The sequence below is a fragment of the Flavobacterium sp. genome, from assembly GCF_036741995.1.
Classification (GTDB): domain Bacteria; phylum Bacteroidota; class Bacteroidia; order Flavobacteriales; family Flavobacteriaceae; genus Flavobacterium.
Window position 1 is genome coordinate 12,483 of record NZ_DAINRG010000012.1, and the last position, 21,381, is coordinate 33,863.

Annotated in this window: 19 protein-coding genes; all 19 read left to right on the plus strand. The window is 38.4% G+C overall.

Features of this window, described 5'->3' with window-relative positions; translation table 11 throughout:
• Positions 1 to 2: 2 nt before the first annotated feature.
• The 19 genes from V7D82_RS05925 to V7D82_RS06015 all read left to right on the plus strand — a co-directional run bounded on the left by V7D82_RS05925 (position 3) and on the right by V7D82_RS06015 (position 21,372).
• Positions 3 to 935, plus strand: a complete 933-nt coding sequence (locus V7D82_RS05925; protein ID WP_333600055.1) for a hypothetical protein — start codon at positions 3 to 5, stop codon at positions 933 to 935.
• Positions 932 to 1,846 (plus strand): glycosyltransferase, encoded by a 915-nt coding sequence (locus V7D82_RS05930; RefSeq protein WP_333600056.1) that lies wholly within the window; start codon positions 932 to 934, stop codon positions 1,844 to 1,846. Before V7D82_RS05925 ends, V7D82_RS05930 begins: the two co-directional genes overlap by 4 nt.
• 2 nt (positions 1,847 to 1,848) lie before the next feature.
• Positions 1,849 to 2,739, plus strand: coding sequence for a glycosyltransferase family 2 protein (locus tag V7D82_RS05935; RefSeq protein WP_333600057.1), 891 nt, complete (start codon positions 1,849 to 1,851; stop codon positions 2,737 to 2,739).
• 4 nt (positions 2,740 to 2,743) lie between these two features.
• Complete coding sequence (locus V7D82_RS05940; protein WP_333600058.1) at positions 2,744 to 3,724, plus strand: glycosyltransferase; 981 nt, start codon at positions 2,744 to 2,746, stop codon at positions 3,722 to 3,724.
• Positions 3,712 to 5,658, plus strand: coding sequence for an N-acetylneuraminate synthase family protein (locus V7D82_RS05945; protein ID WP_333600059.1), 1,947 nt, complete (start codon positions 3,712 to 3,714; stop codon positions 5,656 to 5,658). The genes V7D82_RS05940 and V7D82_RS05945 overlap by 13 nt, the downstream gene beginning before the upstream one ends.
• The gene (neuC, locus tag V7D82_RS05950; protein WP_333600092.1) at positions 5,655 to 6,815 is read left to right on the plus strand and encodes a UDP-N-acetylglucosamine 2-epimerase; all 1,161 of its coding nucleotides are present in this window, start codon (positions 5,655 to 5,657) and stop codon (positions 6,813 to 6,815) included. The genes V7D82_RS05945 and neuC overlap by 4 nt, the downstream gene beginning before the upstream one ends.
• Entirely contained in the window at positions 6,815 to 7,510 is a 696-nt protein-coding gene (locus V7D82_RS05955; protein WP_333600060.1) for an acylneuraminate cytidylyltransferase family protein, read from the plus strand. The genes neuC and V7D82_RS05955 overlap by 1 nt, the downstream gene beginning before the upstream one ends.
• Position 7,511: 1 nt before the next feature.
• Positions 7,512 to 9,206, plus strand: coding sequence for an asparagine synthase (glutamine-hydrolyzing) (gene asnB, locus V7D82_RS05960; RefSeq protein ID WP_333600061.1), 1,695 nt, complete (start codon positions 7,512 to 7,514; stop codon positions 9,204 to 9,206).
• A gap of 85 nt (positions 9,207 to 9,291) precedes the next feature.
• Positions 9,292 to 10,071, plus strand: a complete 780-nt coding sequence (locus tag V7D82_RS05965) for an FkbM family methyltransferase (protein ID WP_333600062.1) — start codon at positions 9,292 to 9,294, stop codon at positions 10,069 to 10,071.
• A 123-nt stretch (positions 10,072 to 10,194) separates the two neighbouring features.
• Positions 10,195 to 11,595 (plus strand): UDP-glycosyltransferase, encoded by a 1,401-nt coding sequence (locus tag V7D82_RS05970; protein WP_333600063.1) that lies wholly within the window; start codon positions 10,195 to 10,197, stop codon positions 11,593 to 11,595.
• 1 nt (position 11,596) lies between these two features.
• Complete coding sequence (locus tag V7D82_RS05975; protein WP_333600064.1) at positions 11,597 to 12,160, plus strand: serine acetyltransferase; 564 nt, start codon at positions 11,597 to 11,599, stop codon at positions 12,158 to 12,160.
• 2 nt (positions 12,161 to 12,162) lie between these two features.
• A complete protein-coding gene (locus V7D82_RS05980; protein WP_333600065.1) occupies positions 12,163 to 13,323 on the plus strand; it encodes a glycosyltransferase family 4 protein in 1,161 nt (386 codons plus the stop codon).
• On the plus strand, positions 13,320 to 14,861 hold the full coding sequence (locus V7D82_RS05985; protein ID WP_333600066.1) for a glycosyltransferase family 2 protein: 1,542 nt from the start codon (positions 13,320 to 13,322) through the stop codon (positions 14,859 to 14,861). The genes V7D82_RS05980 and V7D82_RS05985 overlap by 4 nt, the downstream gene beginning before the upstream one ends.
• A gap of 1 nt (position 14,862) precedes the next feature.
• Complete coding sequence (locus V7D82_RS05990; RefSeq protein WP_333600067.1) at positions 14,863 to 15,864, plus strand: glycosyltransferase family 2 protein; 1,002 nt, start codon at positions 14,863 to 14,865, stop codon at positions 15,862 to 15,864.
• 22 nt (positions 15,865 to 15,886) lie between these two features.
• On the plus strand, positions 15,887 to 16,729 hold the full coding sequence (locus V7D82_RS05995) for a class I SAM-dependent methyltransferase (protein WP_333600068.1): 843 nt from the start codon (positions 15,887 to 15,889) through the stop codon (positions 16,727 to 16,729).
• 14 nt (positions 16,730 to 16,743) lie between these two features.
• Positions 16,744 to 17,841, plus strand: coding sequence for a glycosyltransferase family 4 protein (locus tag V7D82_RS06000; protein WP_333600069.1), 1,098 nt, complete (start codon positions 16,744 to 16,746; stop codon positions 17,839 to 17,841).
• Positions 17,838 to 18,956 carry a glycosyltransferase family 4 protein gene (locus tag V7D82_RS06005; RefSeq protein WP_333600070.1) on the plus strand — a complete coding sequence of 373 codons (1,119 nt, stop codon included), beginning with the start codon at positions 17,838 to 17,840 and terminating at the stop codon, positions 18,954 to 18,956. Before V7D82_RS06000 ends, V7D82_RS06005 begins: the two co-directional genes overlap by 4 nt.
• Positions 18,953 to 20,035 carry a glycosyltransferase gene (locus tag V7D82_RS06010; protein WP_333600071.1) on the plus strand — a complete coding sequence of 361 codons (1,083 nt, stop codon included), beginning with the start codon at positions 18,953 to 18,955 and terminating at the stop codon, positions 20,033 to 20,035. Before V7D82_RS06005 ends, V7D82_RS06010 begins: the two co-directional genes overlap by 4 nt.
• Positions 20,032 to 21,372, plus strand: coding sequence for an O-antigen ligase family protein (locus V7D82_RS06015; RefSeq protein ID WP_333600072.1), 1,341 nt, complete (start codon positions 20,032 to 20,034; stop codon positions 21,370 to 21,372). The genes V7D82_RS06010 and V7D82_RS06015 overlap by 4 nt, the downstream gene beginning before the upstream one ends.
• The last annotated feature ends 9 nt before the right edge of the window (positions 21,373 to 21,381 follow it).

The window sequence follows — 21,381 nt, forward strand, 5'->3', positions numbered from 1 at the left end:
GTATGTGGTCAAAAAAAGGAGTCCTATGGCATATTGACAATTATAACGATTGGATGATTTCGCATGCCTGCGTGCCAACAGCCTTGCAGGTTGATAAGGATACTATTCGAATTTACTACGCACCCCGCAACTGCAAAGGGAAAAGCATTCCTACCTATTTTGATGTGGATGCCAATAATCCCGGAACGGTTAAATACATACACGACAAACCCATTTTAGAACTAGGCGAATTAGGCACTTTTGACGATGACGGCATCATGCCTTGCTCGGTGGTCAGAGTGTCGGAAACTCAGATTTATTTGTATTATGTAGGCTGGAATCCCAGTGTTTCCGTGCCTTACAGAAATGCCATCGGATTAGCCATCAGCCACGATAACGGAAAAACGTTTGAAAGAGCTTTCAAAGGCGCCATAGTAGAGAGAAACAAATTTGAGCCTTTTTTTACTGCTTCACCGTATGTTATCAAAGAAGAAGGGAAATGGCATTTGTGGTACGCTTCGTCAACCGGTTTTGTGGTGGTGAATGGTAAACCGGAGCCATTATACGAAATCAAATACGCCCATTCCACTGACGGAATAGAGTGGGTGAGAACCAATATTACCTGTATTCCACCAGCTCAGAAATACCAATGTACGGCCAGGCCAACCGTCATCAAAGAAGAGGGTATTTACAAAATGTGGTTTACTTATAGAGGTTCGTTTGATTATCGCGATGGAAAAGAAAGTTACCGAATTGGCTATGCCGAATCAACAGATGCCGTTAATTGGGAAAGAAACGATGAAAAAAGTGGCATTGCGTTATCGGAATCGGGTTGGGATGCAACCATGCAAACCTATCCTTCGGTGATTCAGATTGGAACTAAAAAATACTTGTTTTATAACGGCAACGGATTCGGGAAAACCGGAATCGGATGGGCAGAATGGATTGTAAAATGAGAAAGAAAGTCAGTTGTCACGTCATTACTTATAATCAGAAAGATTATATCGCTCAATGCATTGAAGGAATTCTGATGCAGCAAGTTGATTTTCCTATCGAAATCATTATTGGCGATGACAAATCAACTGACGGAACCAGAGAAATCCTTTTGCAGTATGCCAAAGATTTTCCTGAAATCATAAAACTTAATCTAAGAGAAGTCAGAGGAACCGGAATTCCCGGAAAGGAAAATTTTGTGTCCACGCTCGAAATGTGCCACGGCGAATACATTTCGCTTTGCGACGGCGATGATTACTGGACAGACCCATTAAAACTCCAAAAGCAAGTTGATTTTTTAGAAAAAAATAAAGACTATGTGTTGTGTTTTCACCAAGTGAAAATTCTGCAACCAGCCGGAACTATTGTTGATGATTTTATCACAGTGGTTCCTGAAAATTGCGAAACGATTGAAACCTTAGCGCGTCGCGGGAACTATATTCATACGCCTTCAGTGGTTTTTCGGAATGTGTTAAACGGACTTCCGCCAGAGTTTGAGCACGCGCCGATTGGTGATTTTTTTATGTATATGATGTTGGCCGAACACGGAAAATTGCACTATTTGCCTGAGCCAATGTCCGTTTACCGCTATGGCGTCGGCGTATATACCGGGGATTCCCATTTGCGAAACATAAAAAGCAATCTGAAACTGTTCACAGTATTGTTGTCTTATCTTAAAGATGACAGCATAAAAAAGATAATTTTAGAAAGACAATTGAGGTCGATTACGGTTTTAGAAACCTTTTTGCAAGGCGAAGCTAAAGTCTTTTTCTTTACCAAAAATCAGTATGCCCGGTTTTTCAAATTTCTGAAATTCAATTACAACAAGCCTTTCAAAATATTCCAGAAGGTATATCAAAAAGCAACTAAATAATCATGCTGGCCATTGTCATTCCATATTATAAACAGTCTTATTTTGAGAGCACTTTAGCTTCATTGAGCAGTCAGACGAATAAGAATTTTAAGGTTTATATTGGCGATGATGCCAGTCCTGAAAATCCGGATGTTCTACTCGAAAAGTACAGCGGAAAATTTGATTTTACTTATAAAAAATTTGATGAAAATCTGGGTTCCAAATCATTGACACAGCAATGGCAAAGGTGCCTTGATTTAGTGAAAGACGAATCATGGGTGATGATCCTCGGCGATGACGATGTGCTGGGAGAAAATGCTGTCGAATCCTTTTATAATGCTGCCGATGAAATTGCCAATAATAAGTGCAATGTAATTCGGTTTGCCACACAAAAAATCAACAAAGAAGGAGCTTTAATTTCGGAGATTTACAACCATCCTGTTATCGAAAAGGCTACTGCGTTTTTGGCCAGAATGTACTCCGGGAAAACCAGAAGTTCCCTTAGTGAATACATCTTCAACAAAAAGATATTGCTCGAAAAAGGTTTCGCCAACTTTCCTTTGGCTTGGCATTCCGATGTGGTTTTGGTTTTGGAAGTGTCCCATTTTAAGAAAGTATTTTCCATTAATCAGGCAGTTATAAAAGTGAGAATAGCCGAAAATAGCATCACGGGATCCGATAAATATAACAAACAGAAAAGCAAAGCCGATGAACGTTTTGGTATTTATTTGCTGAAACAATTGCCTAAGTTTGATAAAATGGAGCAAGAAATACTGATGGATAAGATTGAAAAATCCTATCTCAACAATAAGAAAGCGTTTGCTTTGGGATTTTCAGTTTTTTCATTTTATATCACTAAATTTAGACTCTCGGAGGCATTTGCTTTCGTATCTAAAATTGTAAAATCCATATAATCCAATGCGCCAAGGCATCAATCCTGAAAAAGAAAAAAACGAGAAGAATGTTTTAAAACCGCACCGGGTGGTGGTCGTTTTCTATGTGCCAGATGCAGATAATGAATTTTACAACGAATTGGATTTGGTGCTCGATAAATGCCTGGAGTCTTTAACCCAAACCATCAATCCGGAAACGACTTGCATCACGCTACTCAATAACAATTCTTCTAAAAAAGTAGAGACCATAGTGGAAAAGTACAAGCCACTTATTGACAAATACGTTTATTATACGGAAAATAAAGGGAAAGTATATGCTGTACTCAATGAAGTAAGAGGCGTTTACGAACCGTTTGTCACCATTGCCGATGCCGATATTTTATTCTACAGCGGCTGGGAAAAGGCGGTGTTTGAAATCTTCAAACAATTTCCGCAATCGGGTGTGGTGAGTCCGATGCCGTTACCATATCTGACGTTTCATTACAATCAAACTGTTTTTGGTTACCATTCCATCAAAGGCAATATTAAATACGGAAAGTTTGTCGATGACCAGGACATTTCACTGTATCTGGATGGCACCAATTTGCCAAAGTTAATCGACAGAAAATCCCAATACAATTGGCAGGAAAAACAATTCATTCTTAAAAACAATGATTTTTCAGCCGTTGTCGGTGCTTATCACGTGGTGTCCACATACAGAACAGAGCAATTCAGAAACACTTATACTTTTCCCGATTTGAAATTTGCCAATTCCTATGAGGGTGATTTTATAGATTCTCTGGCCGATAAAAACGGATTGTACAGGCTTTCAACGCTAAAAACGTTCGCCTATCACATTGGAAATAAACTGGATGCAGTTACGCAAAATCATCAGTATGATGCTGTGAAAAATATTGACCGTGCTGGTTTCGATGCCGTCAAACCTTTCCGGAAACAAAGCAGTTTGTCAATTTTTATCCAAAGAATCATCGGTCGAATTTTCATCAAGTTTTTATGGATAAAGTAAAAGTTGACATTTTAATTTCTACCAAAAACCGCTGCAATGATTTGCTTTTCACCCTTGAAAAAATAAAGCATTTACTCAATGAGAATGTGCAATGCGTGATTTTTGATGATGGTTCAGCTGACGACACTTCTCAAAAAGTAACAACCCTTTTCCCCGAAGTTGTGCTGCAAAGAAATGAAACTTCCAAAGGCTATCTGTTCTGCCGAAACAAAATGTTGAACGAAACCAAAGCTGATTTCGCCATTTCCCTCGACGATGATGCCCACTTTTTGACTGAAAATCCAATTGACCTTGTTACCGATTATTTTTCAAAAAATCCAACCTGTGGCTTAATTGCCGCCCGAATTTTTTGGAGCAAAGCAACTGCGGAATACATAGCTTCCAACGATATTCCGCAAACTGTAAAAAGTTTTGTGGGCTGCGGTCACGTATGGAGAATGAAGGCCTGGCGCGAAATTCCGAATTATCCCGAATGGTTTGAGTTCTATGGCGAAGAAAATTTTGCTTCCTTCCAATTGTTCAAACACCAATGGGCAATTCACTATGTTCCCGAACTTTTGGTACAGCACCGGGTGGATTTAAAACAAAGAACCCAAACCCATAACGATTTTGCTTTCCGTCACCGCCGGTCGCTTCGCGCGGATTGGTACAACTATTTTTTGTTTTTTCCAATATCGAAAGTCCCAAGAAAACTAGCATATTCCGTTTGGATGCAATGCAAAACCAAGATTTTTAAAGGCGATTTCAAAGTCATAAAACCTTTGTTTTTAGCCCTTTTTGATTTGATTGCAGCCGTTCCGAAACTGATTCAATTTCGCAAGCCACTCACTGCCGAAGAATATGACCGTTTCAACAAATTAAACGAAGCAAAAATTTATTGGAAACCGGAAAATAGTTACTTTTACTTCCGTATCAATGGATTTTTAATGAAAACCAAACCCTATTTAATTGCCGAAATTGCTCAAGCTCACGATGGAAGTTTGGGAATTCTCCATTCGTATATCGATGCTGTTGCCCAAACCGGCGTTCAGGCCATCAAGTTTCAAATGCACATAGCCGAAGCCGAAAGCAGTATTCACGAGCCTTTCCGGGTGAAATTTTCTAAAGAAGACGCCACGCGCTACGACTATTGGAAACGAATGGAATTTTCCCTCGAGCAATGGAAAGAAATTAAAAAACATTGTGATGAGGTAGGTTTAGACTTTATCTGCTCGCCATTTAGCAACTTGGCGGTGGATTGGCTAGAAGAAGTGGGCGTTCATACGTATAAAATTGGTTCCGGCGAAGTGACTAATTTACTGTTGTTGGAAAAAATTACGCAAACCGGAAAGCCCATCATTATTTCTTCCGGGATGAGCAACTATGCCGAATTGGATAAAACAGTTGCTTTTCTGAAAAGCAAAAATGCCAATTTTTCTATACTGCAATGTACTACCGCTTATCCAACAAAACCCGAACAATATGGTTTGAATGTCATTCAGGAATTGAAAGAACGCTATCGGGTTTCCATAGGTTTTTCCGATCATTCGGCCAAAATCGCTACCGGAATTGCCGCTGTAGCTTTGGGTGCTGAAATTCTGGAATTCCACGTGGTTTTTCATCGCGCTATGTTTGGTCCTGATGCCATTGCTTCTTTGACTTTAGAAGAAACCAAAGCATTGGTGGAAGCAGTAAGTGATATTCATTTGGCACAAAATCATACCATTGATAAAAATAGCAATGAGAGTTTCCAAGAACTAAAAACTATCTTTGAAAAATCATTGGCCATCAATAAAAATTTACCCAAAGGACATACTATAACTTTCGATGATTTAGAAAGCAAAAAACCCAAAGGCTACGGGATTTCGGCCACCGAATTTAAATCGGTTATCGGCAAACAATTAAAAAATGACAAATCCCAATGGGATTTTTTGAAGGAAGAAGATTTAGCATGAACAACAAACGAAAAATAGCTGTCGTTATCACAGCAAGACCTTCATACAGCCGTGTAAAAACGGTGCTGACTGCCATAAAAAAGCATCCCGAATTGGAGTTGCAATTAATTGTCGCTGCATCGGCTTTGCTTGATCGTTATGGTAGCGCCGTGAATTATATTGAAAAAGACGGTTTCGAAATTGCCGCCAAAGTGTTCAATGTTTTAGAAGGAGAAAATCTAACCGCAGCTGCTAAAACTACGGGCATTGGAATTCTTGAACTGTCAACGGTTTTTGATAACCTGCGACCGGATATTGTGGTTACGGTTGCCGACCGATTTGAAACGATGGCTACCGCTATTTCAGCTTCGTACATGAACATTCCGTTAGCGCATATTCAGGGTGGAGAGGTTACCGGAAATATTGACGAAAAAGTCAGACACTCCATTACCAAATTGGCCGATTACCATTTTGTAGCTTCGGAAAATGCGAAACAAAGAGTGATTCAACTAGGCGAAAATCCCGAAATGGTTTTCAATACCGGTTGCCCATCGATAGACATTGCGCAGGAAATTGCCAAGAATACCCAATTAGCTTTTAATCCGTATGAAAAATATGGTGGCGTTGGTTCAGAACCTGATTTGAGTAATGGGTACATTGTGGTGATGCAACACCCGGTTACCAATGAGTATCAGGATTCCAGAAAGCATATCGAAGCCACTTTGCGGGCGATTCAAAAAGTCAATAAACCCACGCTCTGGTTTTGGCCCAATGTGGATGCCGGAGCTGACGGGACTTCAACCGGAATTCGTTCGTTTCGTGAAAAATATAAATTGGAAAACGTTCATTTCTTTAAAAACATGGAAGGCGATGACTTCCTGAGTTTGCTCAATGCTTCTACCTGCTTAGTCGGAAATTCAAGTGTTGGGATTAGAGAATGCGCCTACCTTGGCGTTCCGGTTGTGAATATTGGTTCCCGCCAAAACCGCAGGGACAGAGGCCAAAATGTAGTGGATGTTTCCTATGACGAAAATGAAATTATAACGGCTGTTGAAGCCCTTTCAGCCAAAAACAACAGAGTAACATCTAACGTTTATGGTGGTGGAGATGCCGGAGCTGTAATAGCCAAATTGCTAAAAGAATTGCCTTTGCAATTCCATAAAACCATCACATACTAATGAGAATTTTAGGATTGATACCGGCACGTGGAGGTTCCAAAGGAGTTCCGAGAAAGAACATCAAACTTTTGGGCAAAAAGCCATTGATAGAATACACTATCGATGCCGCCAAAGAATCAAAATTCCTGACAGACATTCTAGTCTCGACTGATGATGAGGAAATTGCGATAGCTGCTGAACTATCGGGCTATAAACCGCCTTTTTTGCGTCCGCAGGAATTGGCAGAAGATACCTCTACGTCACTTGAAGTCGTGCAACATGCCGTCGCTTTTTTTGAAAGTCAAAATATTTTCTTTGATGCCGTTTGTCTTTTACAACCTACCAATCCCTTTAGGGAAATGGGTTGTATTGATAAAGCCATTGAAAAATTTATTGCTGCTGACGCCGATTGTCTGGTAAGCGTTTTGGCCATTCCTCATGAATACAATCCGCATTGGGCTTTCGAAGAAACCGGAAACGGACTGTTGAAAATTGCCACCGCAGACGAAACTATTATTCCGAGAAGACAGGATTTACCAAAAGCCTTTCACCGGGACGGCTCTATTTATATTACCAAAACCGAAGTCATAAAAAACGGAAGCCTTTTCGGAAAATCCATAGCTTATATCGAAAGTAATCCTCAGTTTCATGTCAATATCGATACGATGAAAGACTGGGAATTAGCAGAAAAACTATTGACTCAAATCCACTTATAAAATGTGTGGCATAGCCGGAATTATTGGCCCTAAAGCCAGCAAAGAAACCATTTCACGCATGTTGGAAACCCAAAAACATCGCGGACCCGATTTCATGGATTCGTATTGTGAGGAAAACAAAGTGGCTTTTGGACATAACCGACTCAGTATTATTGATTTGTCGAGCAATGCCAATCAGCCTTTTACCAGCGATTGCGGGAATTTTGTTTTGATTTTTAATGGTGAGATTTATAATTACATTGAATTAAAAAAAGAACTGCAAAACAAATACCAATTCAGGACGCAATCCGACACTGAAGTTTTGCTGAATGCTTATAAAGAGTGGGGCGAAAGCTGTTTAGACAAATGCAACGGCATGTTTTCGTTTGCCCTTTGGAACAAAAAAGAGCAATCTTTTTTTGCGGCGCGTGACCGATTTGGCGTCAAGCCATTTTACTATTTTTTCGACCAGTCTAATTTTTATTTTGCTTCCGAAATCAATACTATTTTTTCGGCGGGCGTTGCTAAAGTTCCGAAAGATAGTGTTTGGCTCCACTTTTTCTCCGAAGGAAGTTACGGTTTGCCCAATGAAACCTTTTGGCAAAACATTCAACAATTACCGGGCGGTCATTTTTTGACTCTGAAAAACAATACGCTGCAACTTAAAAAGTGGTATTCCTTTGAAGACAGAGCCCAATCGTTGTTCAATCATTTTGAAAAAAATGAAGAGGAATACATTACCAATTTGCTTTTAAAAGCGATAAATCTGCGTTTCAGAGCTGACGTTCCGGTAGGTTTTAACCTTAGCGGCGGGTTGGATTCGAGCACCCTTTTAGCTTTAATTGATCAGCAGGATATTGATAAATCGGCTGTGGAAGCTTTTACGTTTGTGACCAATGACGAGCACTATGATGAACTTATTTGGGTAAAATCGATGTTGGAAAACCGACCTTTTCATTTGACGGTTTGTCCGCTTTCAGCTAATGAAATTCCGGAGCTTTCTTTAAAAATTGCTCAGAACCAAGCCGAACCTTATGGTGGAATACCAACCATTGCATATTCTAAAATTTTTCAGGCAGCCCGGCAAAAAGGCACCAAAGTGTTGCTGGATGGTCAAGGTTCTGATGAAGCCTGGGCAGGGTATGATTACTATACCAATAATTCTCAAAATATCATTCAAGGTGTTGCCAGTTCGCCTTTTAGAAAGAATGTTCTCGATGCCGATTTTGCCAAAAACTTTGATAAAACGGTTTATGAAAAGCCCTTCGCCGATGATTTGCTGAATCTTCAGTATCGGGATTTGTTTTATACTAAAATTCCAAGAGCGTTGCGCTTTAATGATCGGGTTTCTATGCTTCACGGAACCGAATTACGCGAACCGTTTTTGGACTTTGAACTAGTGGAATACGTGTTCAGCAGACCAAAGGATTTCAAACTAAAAGACGGCGTTCAAAAATGGATGCTGCGAAAAATTGCGGAGAAGTTTCTGCAAAAAGACTTAGTTTTGGCACCCAAACGTCCTCTGCAAACGCCACAACGCGAATGGCTTTCGGCAGATTTAAAAGATTGGGTTCAGGCTGAGGTGGAGACTTTGTGTCAAAACAATTGGTTCGAGAAGAAGGAATTGCAACACGAATTGCAGTTGTTTTTTAAGGGAGAAAATCAAAGCAGTTTTCACATTTGGCAATGGATTAATGCCGCACAATTATTAAAATAAAATGCAAAAACTAGTTCAACTACATAGACTGAATTCTGAAAACAGGCGGCTCGTTTTGAAGTATCTTTTGAAACGCGTTCTTCGTTTGAAAACCACAGAAAGTGAGCGTTTGATTAATGAGTTTTATTTTCATTTAATCTGTTTTAACGGTTTTTTGAAACAGGAAAATGCCAAAGCTTTTGTTTCCTTTTACCCAGATTTTCACGCGACGATTAAACTCAGAAAACGACCTTCCAGCGATATGGATGTGTTCAGCCAGATTTACCATTACTTGGAATATAAACCAGTGGTGGAAACGTTTCAAAAGTATTTTCCCAACCATAAAAAGCTAAATATTATAGATGCCGGAAGCAATGTCGGACTGACTTCAGTTTATCTTTCCCCTTTTTTTCCGAATTCCAATTACATTACCATTGAGCCGGATAGCTCCAATTTTGAAAGCATGAGTTTCAACTTAGCAACCAACGGAATTCAAAATGCCGTAAAAATCAAAGGCGGTCTTTGGAGTAAAAATGCCAATTTGAAGTTGGTTAAGGATTTCAGAGACAAAAACGATTGGTCCATTCGAGTGGAAGAGACGACGGAAGAAGCAGATTTGAAAGCGTTTTCTATTCAGTATTTGGTAGAGCAGCAGCAATTTAAAACTATTGACATTCTTAAAATTGACATTGAAGGTTCTGAAAAAGAAGTGTTTACCGGTTCGAGTGCTGATGTTTCTTTTTTGGCGTACACCAAATGTATTGCCATTGAGATTCACGACGAATTTGATTGCAGAAAAGCTATTTACGCGATTTTAGACCACTACAATTTCAGCTATTTTGAATCGGGAGAATTGACCATTGGCATCAATCAAAATCTTATTTAATTTGGATGCTCATCAAATTAGACAGTTTTGACAGAGCTATTACATAAGCGTATATTTTAGTGTCGAATTACTTTTGTATTTAGGGGAAAATGAGGATATTTGACTCCTCTATTGAAAAGAAAAATGTCAAACAAAAAAATATTTATACTGCTTCCGGACGGAATTGGACTGAGAAATTTTTCTTTTACAAATTTTCATAAAATCGGCGCCGATAAAGGATTTGATATTACTTTTTGGAACACTACTTTTTTTGATTTAAACGAATTGGGAATTAAAGAGGTTAAGATTGAAAATGCCAGGTCACATCCCATGACGGTTTTTTTGAAAAATGCCTTGATTCAAGTGGAGTTAAATCAAAACATCAAGAAATCAAAAGACCCGATTTACAATTACTATCGTTTTCCTTTTTCATATAATTCTGTAAAAGCAGCTTTTAAAAGCGGTTTTACGGAATGGGTTGTTTTTTGGCATAATTCCAAAAAGGGACTGGCTACTCTTCGAAAAAAAATAGCACTGCAGGAAAGAAAAACAAAATTATACTTCGATAGTTTAGAAACGCTAAAAGCTGAAAAACCGGCTTTGGTATTTTGTACCAATCAAAGGATTACCACGGCTGTAGCATCTATTTTGGCAGCGCAGGATTTGGGAATTCCCACGGCCACCTTCATTTTTTCTTGGGATAATTTACCAAAAGGCACCAAAATTGTGGAAACTGATTTTTACTTTGTCTGGAGTGATCATATGAAAAAGGAACTGCAATATTATTATCCGTACATTGAAGAAAATCAAATATTGGTTACCGGTACACCGCAGTTTGAAACGCACTTCGAGACCGAATTACTGGAATCCAAAGCCACTTTTTTTGAAACCCATAAACTGGACTTAGCCAAAAAATACATTTGCTTTTCGGGTGACGATGTGACGACTTCGCCCAACGATGAGCAGTACTTGGAAGATGTGGCCAATGCCGTGACAGAATTGAATAAAAAAGGATACAATCTCGGCATCATATTTCGCCGTTGCCCGGTTGATTTTTCAGATAGATATGACTCTGTTTTGAAAAAATATGATGATATTATTGTGAGTGTCAATCCAAAATGGGAGAAAAAAGGAGAAGCCTGGAACGCCATTCTGCCAACCCGGGAAGATTTAGTACTTCAGATGAACACCATTTTTCATTCGGAGTTAGTGATTAATTTGGGTTCCTCTATGGCGTTTGATTATGCTGCATTCCGCAAACCTTGCGGGTTTATCAATTATGATGTTCCCAATAGTAAAAATCCGGATTGGTCTGTGAAAAAAATCTATAACTTTATCCATTTCAGGTCGATGCCAACTAAAGATTCAGTATTTTGGCTCAATAATGCTGAAGAAATGGTTCCAAAAATTGAAAAAATGCTAAGCGCAGAGGCTTCAGTAATAGTGGACAATGCCAAAAAATGGTTTGAAGTCATCAATCAGCATCCGCCTCAATTGGCCTCCGAAAGAATTTGGGAAGCGATGGCCACAATTTGTGAAAAGTAAAATGGTAAAAGAACTCCTCTTATCGGATTATAAACGCTGCGGCATTTCAAAAATTAGTTTTGGAATCCTGCTGAATGTCTTTATTTTTCAACCAAATCCGGGTTTGAAGTTCATGACCATTTTCAGATTGACCCAGCATTACAGAAGAAAAAACAGGTTGCTGTTTTATTTTTTCTTTCTTTGGTTGCGCCGTTTAAAAGTGAAATACGGTTTTGATATTTCTTACCGAACTCAAATCGGGAAAGGATTTTATATTGGTCATTTCGGAACCATTGTCATTCATGGCGATGCCGTTATTGGCGAGAATTGCAACATTTCGCAAGGCATGACCATTGGCGTCAGCAATTATGGCGAAAAAGCAGGTGTGCCTACCATTGGTAATTATGTTTTTATTGGTCCCAATGCCGGAGTTTTCGGGAATATTACGATTGGCAATCACGTGACTATCGGAGCCAATGCGGTTGTTACGGATAGCATTGCTGATAATCAAACGGTTTTGCCGGCAAAATCTATCATTATTGACAAAGATTTATCGCCGTTTTACATTCATAATACTAACGATTAATCATGAAGATTGCTTTCCTTACCTCGGAATTTCCTCATCCCAATCTTGGAGCTTCGGGTGGAATCGGTACCAGTATTTTGAACCTGTCCAAAGGATTATTGGAACAAGGACATGAAGTGATAGTGTTGATTTACGGCCAAAAGGAAGACAGCTCTTTTATCGAAAACGGCATTTCATTTTATCAAATAAAGAACCTTAAAATCAAAGGGTTTTCGAGGTTTTTTACTCAAAAAAAAATTCAAAAACTGGTCAACTCTTTAGTCAAAAACAACCAAGTCGATATACTGGAAGCTCCCGATTGGACAGGATTTACTTCCAACATAAAACCCAATTGTCCTGTGGTTATTCGTCTGAATGGATCGGATACTTATTTTTGCCATTTAGACCAACGACCGGTGAAGTTTTGGAACAAATTTCACGAAAAAAAAGCGCTTCAAAATGCCGATGCATTACTTTCGGTAAGCCAATATACTGCTGATGTTACCAAAGAAATATTCGGATTGCAGCGCCATTTTACGGTCATTCCGAATTGCATCGATGTTGCTAAATTTTCTCCCGATAGTCAAAGCACTATACAAGACAATACAATACTGTATTTTGGCACCTTAATTCGGAAAAAAGGATTACTCGAACTGCCACTCATTTTCAACGAAGTGTATAAAAAAAATAAGCAGGCGAAACTAGTGTTGATTGGCCGAGATACTTCCGATATTATTTCCGGAAATTCTTCGACTTGGGAGATGATGCAGGCATTGTTTGATAAAGAAGTCTTGCCGAATGTGAGCTATTTAGGCAGCGTTCCATATGATAAAATCAGAGGAAATATTAGTGCGGCAGCAGTTTGTGTTTTCCCTACTTTTGCCGAAGCCTTGCCCGTTTCGTGGATTGAAGCGATGGCGTTGCAAAAAGCAATTGTAGCTTCCGATATTGGTTGGGCTACAGAAGTGATTGATGATAACATTAATGGTTTTTTAGTGCATCCGAAGAACCATCTGGAGTATGCTGATAAAATTGTCGCATTGCTTGAAAATGAAGGGTTGAGAATTCAATTTGGCGCAGCAGCCAGGGAGAAAGTTGAACAAAAATTTAGTATAGCCGTTGTGGCCCAGCAAAGTGCAGATTTTTATCAAAAGATATTGAACGACAAAGAGCCAAAAGCATGATTATTATTTACCATAACCAATCCAAAATTACGGAAGTAGTAGCGGCTAAACCTATTGATTTTTCTAAGGAAATCAACCGGTGTATGGTAGCAGCGCTTCTTGATTTTGCGCAACGGTTTAATGATGAGATTTTGGTGTGGTGTCATGAAAGTGAGAAAGATAATTTGAATGTTGCTGCAATTCAAACTCTTTTTCATCACAAAAAATTACTGTTCTCCTACCATCCGTCTTCGGATAATTATTTTGGCAATGAGCTCGGTTATATTGAGGATTCGCCTTATATCAATGTTCCCAAAGCCGCCAAATATCCCACTTGGCAAATGAGCAGTCATGTTGGAGCCATTCATGCTTCGGTGTTGAAAGCCTGTAAAAAGGATTTAAACGAAAAGGACGCTTTCGATTATTTTCTGAATTCATTGGCCAGAAGAGCCATGAGTTTTGGATTGTTTTGCTATTCGGAACCTCAATTGTTACTAAACAGTATCAAAAGCAAACCTGCCAATAAATCCAATCTTTACGAACTTTTTAAATTCACTAAACAACATTACCGGGCCCGATGGATTTTGTTGTTGTTTTTGAATTTGTTGTTGTTTGAAAAGAGGTTTCCTTTGCTTCCTTTTTTAGCGGCTATTTTTTATAAAAAAAGAAATTTTAATTCAAAACCACTGGATGCTATTTCATTACAATCCAATAAAAAGATAATCGACAAAGGCACCATGGATGTGCTGATTCCAACCATTGGCAGAAAAACATATTTATTCGATGTACTGAAAAACCTGGCTTCGCAAACCCATTTGCCGGTCAACGTTATCATAGTAGAACAAAATCCGGAAGAAAGCAGTAAGACAGAATTGGATTTTATCCAAACGGAACCATGGCCTTTTAAAATAAAACACCACTTTACGCACCAATCGGGTGTTTGTAATGCGAGAAATATTGGTTTGAAGCTGATAGAAAGCGAGTTCACTTTTTTTGCCGATGATGATTTGGTTTTTGAAAATAATTTGCTCGAGAAAGCGATGGAAGCTTTCCAAACCACTGGGAATGAAGTTTTTTTGATTGCCTGTCACTTGAAAACCCAAAAAATAGAAGCACAATTGCCTAAGCAGTTTCCGGTTTTTGGTGCCGGTCATGCTTTTGTAAAATCGTCCTGCTTGGCCGGTATAAGTTTTAACATGGGCTTTGAATTTGGCTTTGGCGAAGATGCCGATTTTGGGATGCAATTGCGCTGCAAAGGTTTTGATGTTTTGTACATTTCAACGTCCACCATTTTGCATTTAAAAGCTCCAATGGGCGGTTTCAGAACCAAACCGGTGTTGCGATGGCAAACCGATGAAATTCTACCGAAACCTTCACCAACAGTGATGTTGTACCGATTGTTTTATGATACGAAAGAGCAATTGCTCAGTTATAAGATTACGCTTTTCTTTAAAAATTTGGATAAAAGTTTTTTCAGAAACCCGATTAAGTATTTGAAAGTATTTAGACAAAAATGGGACAGAAGTATTTTTTGGGCCAATGAATTAAGTAAAAAATAAAATGAAATTTTCACTAATCATCTGTACGTACATGCGTCCGGAATCGTTGCTGACCTTGTTGCAATCGGTTCGGGAGCAAACCGCATATCCGGATGAAATTTTAATTATAGATGGTTCTACCAATGCTTTAACGGAATCCATTTTACAGGAAAATCATTTTGATACTTTGCATTATTACTCAGTTCCTCCGGAGCATAGAGGCTTAACCAAACAAAGAAATTATGGTATTGCCAGAGTTGGAAAAGACATGGATGTCATTTGTTTTTTGGACGACGATATCGTTTTGGAGAAGGATTATTTTGAGCTGTTATTGCAAACCTATGAAACCCATCCCGATGCGTTGGGGGTTGGCGGATTTATTATCGATGAAGAAACGGTTTGTGAATTCGTAGGTTATGACTATCACCCCAAAATAGATGAGTTTTATTTTGATGGCTGGAAACGAAAAGACGGCAGCCGTTTTGTAATGCGCAAGCGCTTGGGGCTCGATAGCGATTGTCCACCGGGATTTTCGAGCTTGTATTCCCACGGGCGTAGTGTTGGTTTTTTGCCGCCGAGTGGTAAAGTTTATGAAGTAGAACAATTGATGGGAGGAGTTTCTTCGTTTAAAAAAACGGTTTTTCAAACCCTGCAATTCTCGACATATTTTGAAGGCTATGGCTTATACGAAGATGCGGATTTTTCGATACGAGTGGCCAAAACCGGTAAGCTGTATCTGAATACGGCTGCCCGATTGTACCATCATCACGATGCTTCGGGCCGACCGAATAAGTATCAGTATGGCAAAATGGTGGTGCGCAACGGTTGGTATGTCTGGCGCACCAAAAACCCGAAACCATTATTAGATGCTATAGTAAAATGGCATTCTATCACCTTACTTTTGACAGTTATTAGATTTAGTAATACATTTACAACCCCAAAAAGAAAAGAAGCTTTTACCGAAGCGTTAGGAAGAACTGTAGGCTGGTTTAGTCTTTTATTTAACAAACCAAAACAGTCTTAAAATAATTAAAACAGAAAGTAGTATGAATGCTTATACCCAGTGTAAAGTTTGTCAAAGCGATATTGAAAAAATAAACCAAAAGTATAATTTGGGTCAGTGTAAAAAGTGCAAATTGATTTTTTGCCTGACTATTTTTACGCAGGAAGAATTTATTGAAGTTTACGATAACTTATACAATAATGAAAATGCGCTTTACAATCATCACGCCGTGGTGGAGTATAACATGCTTTTGGAAAACAAAAACATTAAAGTAGGCTTTCACCGTGGGCAGCTTTTGAAAAAACACGTGCTGAACGGCAAATGCCAATCGGTTCTTGAAATCGGTAGTGGCGTAGGGTTGATTGGCTGCTACATTCGAAATCACAATGCCGGAATTAACTACCAAGGGATTGAGATTGACAAGGAATCTTTCGAAAAGTCGCAAAACTTAAAACTAAACACCATCAATGCTGATTTTAATGCGATGGCTACCCTCGAAGAAACTTTTGATGTTATCATGCTATGGGAAGTTTTGGAGCACTTGCAGGACTTGGATTTATTCATAAAACTAGCTTACAAAAGACTCAATAAAGGTGGGAAAATTATCCTTTCAACACCTAATTACGATAAGATTTATAATTATCCGAAAAGAGAAAAAGACGCCATTTACCAAGACAAACCGCCGGTTCACATCAACTTCTTTACCAAAGAAAACATTACCAATATTTTTGAAATCAACGGTTTCAAAGAGTGCAAAGTGACGGTGAAGAAATTCCCGTATCTTGATTTTAAACGAATCGGTTTTTATACCGAATTCCTAAGAGCTTTGTTTAACAACTACAATGGTTCCACCCTTCATTTTGAAGCTTCCAAAACAGACGATTAGTTTTAAATAAACTTATGAAAACAATACTGATTGCCCATAATTACAATGAGACTTCCTTTGCGGCCATGAGTTATCATTTGGCGCATCATCTTGCAGATATGGGGCATCGGGTTGTTTTTATGTCGCACAATCCGTATTTTTCGGAGCCGGTTGTGGTTCCAAAAGAGAAAGGCGAAATCATTGTTTTTTCGTGGGCAACTACCCAAAGACCAACATCGCTGAAAGACTTCGTTTGGTATGCCAAAATTCATTTAAAATACAAACCGGATGTCATTGTTGGGCACTTTGTGGGCAGTAATATCAGTGTGATGGTTTCTAAAATGTTGTCATTTGGAAAAACAAAAACCTTCGAATATTATCATACGCTGACCGATCAAATTCTGGCGGATCTCAAGAAAATGAGCCTGAAACAAAGACTTTTATTTCTGAGAAAGAAGCTGTTTTACAGTCTTTTTTGTGATGTAATTGTTTGCCCTTCCGATTTGGCCAAAAAGGATTTAGAAACTTTTCACGGTGTCAAAAAAGGAATCGTGGTGTTGAATCCAATGATGGATCGGTTTGTCAGCAAAGAAATTCCGGATTCGAATGCTATTGTAATTTCATTTTTAGGGAGATTGGATCCATCCAAAGGCGTACTCGATTTGATAACAGCCTATTTGAAATATAAAAAGCAAAATCCAAACACCAAAATCATTTTAAACATAGCCGGAAAGGGAAGACAGGAAACTGAAATTTCAGAGTTGGCCAAAAATAACGACGGCATCAATTATGTTGGTGGCTTGTCGTATGATAAAATCGACAGGTATTTGAATAAAAGCCATTTTGCCATCATACCCTCAAAATTTGATAATTTACCAACGGTTGGTTTAGAAGCATTGATGAATAAAACGCCATTGTTGATTTCCACCAAAACTGGGCTGACGCACTATTTAACTGACGGAAAGGATTGTTTTATCTTTGAACCAACAGTTGATGCGATTGCCTCGCTATTCAAAAAAGTAGAAGAAAATCAGGATGCTTTTGCCCAAATGAGCGTCAATGCCAGACAGACTTTTCTGGAAAAATTCAGTGTAAAGACCTATTGCGATACTTTTTCTAAAGCTATTTTATGAAATTTGCCATCATCACTCATGTGCCTCATATCCAAGAGCAAAAGCAATATTACGCTTATGCTCCTTATGTTCGTGAGATGAATATTTGGACAAAATATGTGGAAGATGTTATACTGGTAGCTCCTTTGCGAGATGATAATCCTTCTCCAATTGACATAGCCTATACCCATCCGGAAATTGATTTCAGAAAGGTGCCGGAATTTAATTTCCTGACGGTAAAATCAGCACTAAAGACGTTGTTTTTGCTGCCAAAGATTTCGTGGGTAATTTTCAGCGCTATGAAAAAGGCCGATCATATTCATTTGCGTTGCCCAGGGAATATGGGTTTACTGGCTTGCATGCTTCAGATTTTATTTCCAAGTAAAACCAAAACCGCGAAATACGCCGGCAATTGGGATTGGAAATCGAAACAACCTATGAGTTACCGTTTGCAAAAATGGATACTGAGTAATACTTTTTTGACTAAAAATATGCAGGTTTTGGTTTATGGCGAATGGGAAAACAGTACTAAAAACATTAAGCCATTCTTCACAGCGAGTTATTTTGAAAAGGATAAATCGGAAGTAAAGACCAGAGAACTGAAGGATAAAATTTCGTTTCTTTTTGTCGGAACACTTTCTAACGGGAAGCAGCCATTGTACGCCATTCAGTTGATTGAGCAATTGCACCAAAAAGGACATTCGGTTCAATTAACGCTGTATGGAGAAGGCAGTGAACGGGAAATGCTCGAGCACTACATTTCAGAAAAAGAGTTGGAAAACTTTGTGTTTTTAAAAGGAAATCAAAATCAGGAAACCATAAAAAAAGCCTATATCGAAAATCATTTTGTAGTTTTACCTTCCCTGAGTGAAGGCTGGCCCAAAGTTGTTGCCGAAGGAATGTTTTGGGGTTGTTTGCCTATAGCGACGGAGGTTTCGTGTGTTCCTAATATGTTAGAAAACGGGTACAGAGGATTGTTGTTAAAAATGAATTTACCTGCAGATATAAAACAAATTGAGGAGTTGTTAACCAATAATGATTTGTATCAGGATAAGGTTAAAAAAGCCATTGGTTGGTCAAGAGAATACACTTTAGATAAGTTTGAGAGTGAAATTAAACAGTTGCTGAAATCATGAGAATTGTTCAAATAATAGACTCACTCGAGGTAGGAGGTGCCGAAAAAATGGCCGTTAACTATGCCAATGCTCTTTCTGAAAGGATTGAGTTTTCGGGTTTAGTAACTACCAGAAACGAAGGTGATTTGAAAGTCCAGATAAGCGCTAAAGTCAATTATTTGTTTTTAGAAAAGCAAAAAACTATAGACTTCAGCGCAGCACTACGGTTAAAAAAATACTGCAAAACCAATCGCGTTGATTTAATTCATTCTCACAGTAGTTCTTATTTCATAGCACTTTTGGTTAAATTGCTTTATCCAAAAATTAAAATCATCTGGCACGATCATAATGGTATGAGCGAATACATCAGCACTAAAGAAACCTATGCTTTAAAATTAGCTTCCTTTTTTTTCGAAGGCATAATTGTGGTGAATCATAAACTTAAACATTGGGCTGAAAAAAGATTAAATTGCAGGAAAGTGATATACTTTCCCAATTTTACGAGTTACGGTGCCACCATAGCGCCAAATACTGTCTTGGAAGGAACTCCGGGGAAACGCATTTTGTGTTTGGCCAATCTTCGGGATCAAAAGAACCATTTTTTCTTGTTGAAAATTGCCGAAAAACTCAAAGAATCTAATCCTGATTGGACTTTCCATTTGATCGGAAAGGATTTTAAAGACAAATATTCGAAAGAAGTAAAGAAAAAAATCAAAGAAAAACAGTTGGATACCAACGTATATGTTTATGGCTCCAGAAATGATGTGTTTCATATCATCAATCAATCCGATATTGCTATATTGACTTCTAAATCAGAAGGTCTTCCGGTGGCATTAATTGAATATGGATTGTCAAAAGTACCGGTAGTATCAACCAAAGTTGGAGAAATTCCTTTAATAATTTCAAATGGAATCAACGGTTTTATTACCGATATTGATGATGTTGCTGTTTTTTTGGAATCATTGCAGAAATTGATAGCAGATGAAAATGTAAGGCGTAAATTTGGCAATGCTTTATACGATACCATTATGGAAAATCATTCTGAAGCAGGTGTCATTGAGAAATACCTAAACTGGATAAAAAGTTTAGCCAAGCTATGAAAGAAAAAAAATATATTTTACTGATTCTGATTCATGTTGCCATTGGCGTGCTGTCCTATATTTATCGTGATATCGCTAAGTTATATGGTCTTGCGATATTGTTATATGGGATTTATTATATTCTGAAAAAAGGAAATAAAAATAATGAAGTGCTTCATGTGGCTGCCTATGTGGTTGGTAGTGAGGTTTTTTTGAGAATGACGGGAGGGAATCTGCTGTATGAGTTTTCAAAATATGGAGTGATGGGCTTTTTGATAATGGGTATGTATTACTCGGGTTTTTCTAAAAAATCGATACCCTTTTGGATTTATTTATTGTTGCTAATGCCTGGAGTTGTAATTGCAACGTATACTTTGAATCTAGAATCAGATCTTAGAAAATCAATTGCATTTAATATCTCAGGGCCCATGTGTCTTGGGGTTGCAGCTATTTATTGTTATAATCGAAAGATACTATTCTCTCAACTCAACAACATTTTATTGACATTAGGGTTGCCCATCGTAACGACGACGACCTACTTGATTTTGTATACTCCGGATTTGAAAACTATTTTAACCGGAACGGGCTCTAACATTGAAACATCTGGAGGATTTGGCCCTAATCAGGTGGCCACAATTCTGGGGATAGGGATGTTTGTTTTCTTTTCGAGATTGATTTTTAATTCAGAGAGTAAACTAACAATGGCTATCAATTTAATTATTGTTTTGAACATTACTTATCGAGGCTTAGTTACATTTTCCCGAGGTGGTATGATGACAGGATTTGTAATGATATTAATATTACTGGTTTTTCTGTATCAAAATACCAAAAGCAAGGGAAGGTATAAGCTTTATGTCTTTTTCATGTTTATGCTCCTGGGATTGCTGCTAACCTGGCTATATACCTCCAATCAAACAGGAGGATTAATTGATAAAAGATACGCCAACAGAGATGCTATGGGTAGAGTAAAGGAAAGTCAGCTTACCGGGCGGGAAGAAATTTGGGATAGTGAAATAGCTGCTTTTGAAGACAATCCGGTTTTCGGAATTGGCGTAGCCAAAGGACTCGAACTCCGACAAGAAAAATCAGGTGGTCAGGTAATTGCGTCCCATAACGAGATTACCAGAACCTTTGCCGAGCATGGAACCTTAGGAATCATAGCACTAATGATTGTTTTTTTAACTCCTTTCTTTTTGTACTTAGACAATAAACAGCACATTTATATGTTTTGTTTCCTGTTTTTCTGGTTATTGACCATCAACCATGCCGCTATGCGAATTGCCGCTCCGGCTTTTGTCTATTCTTTATCCTTACTCAAAGTCTATTTTGACGACCCTAACGATACTTTAACGGTCTAAAATTTTGTC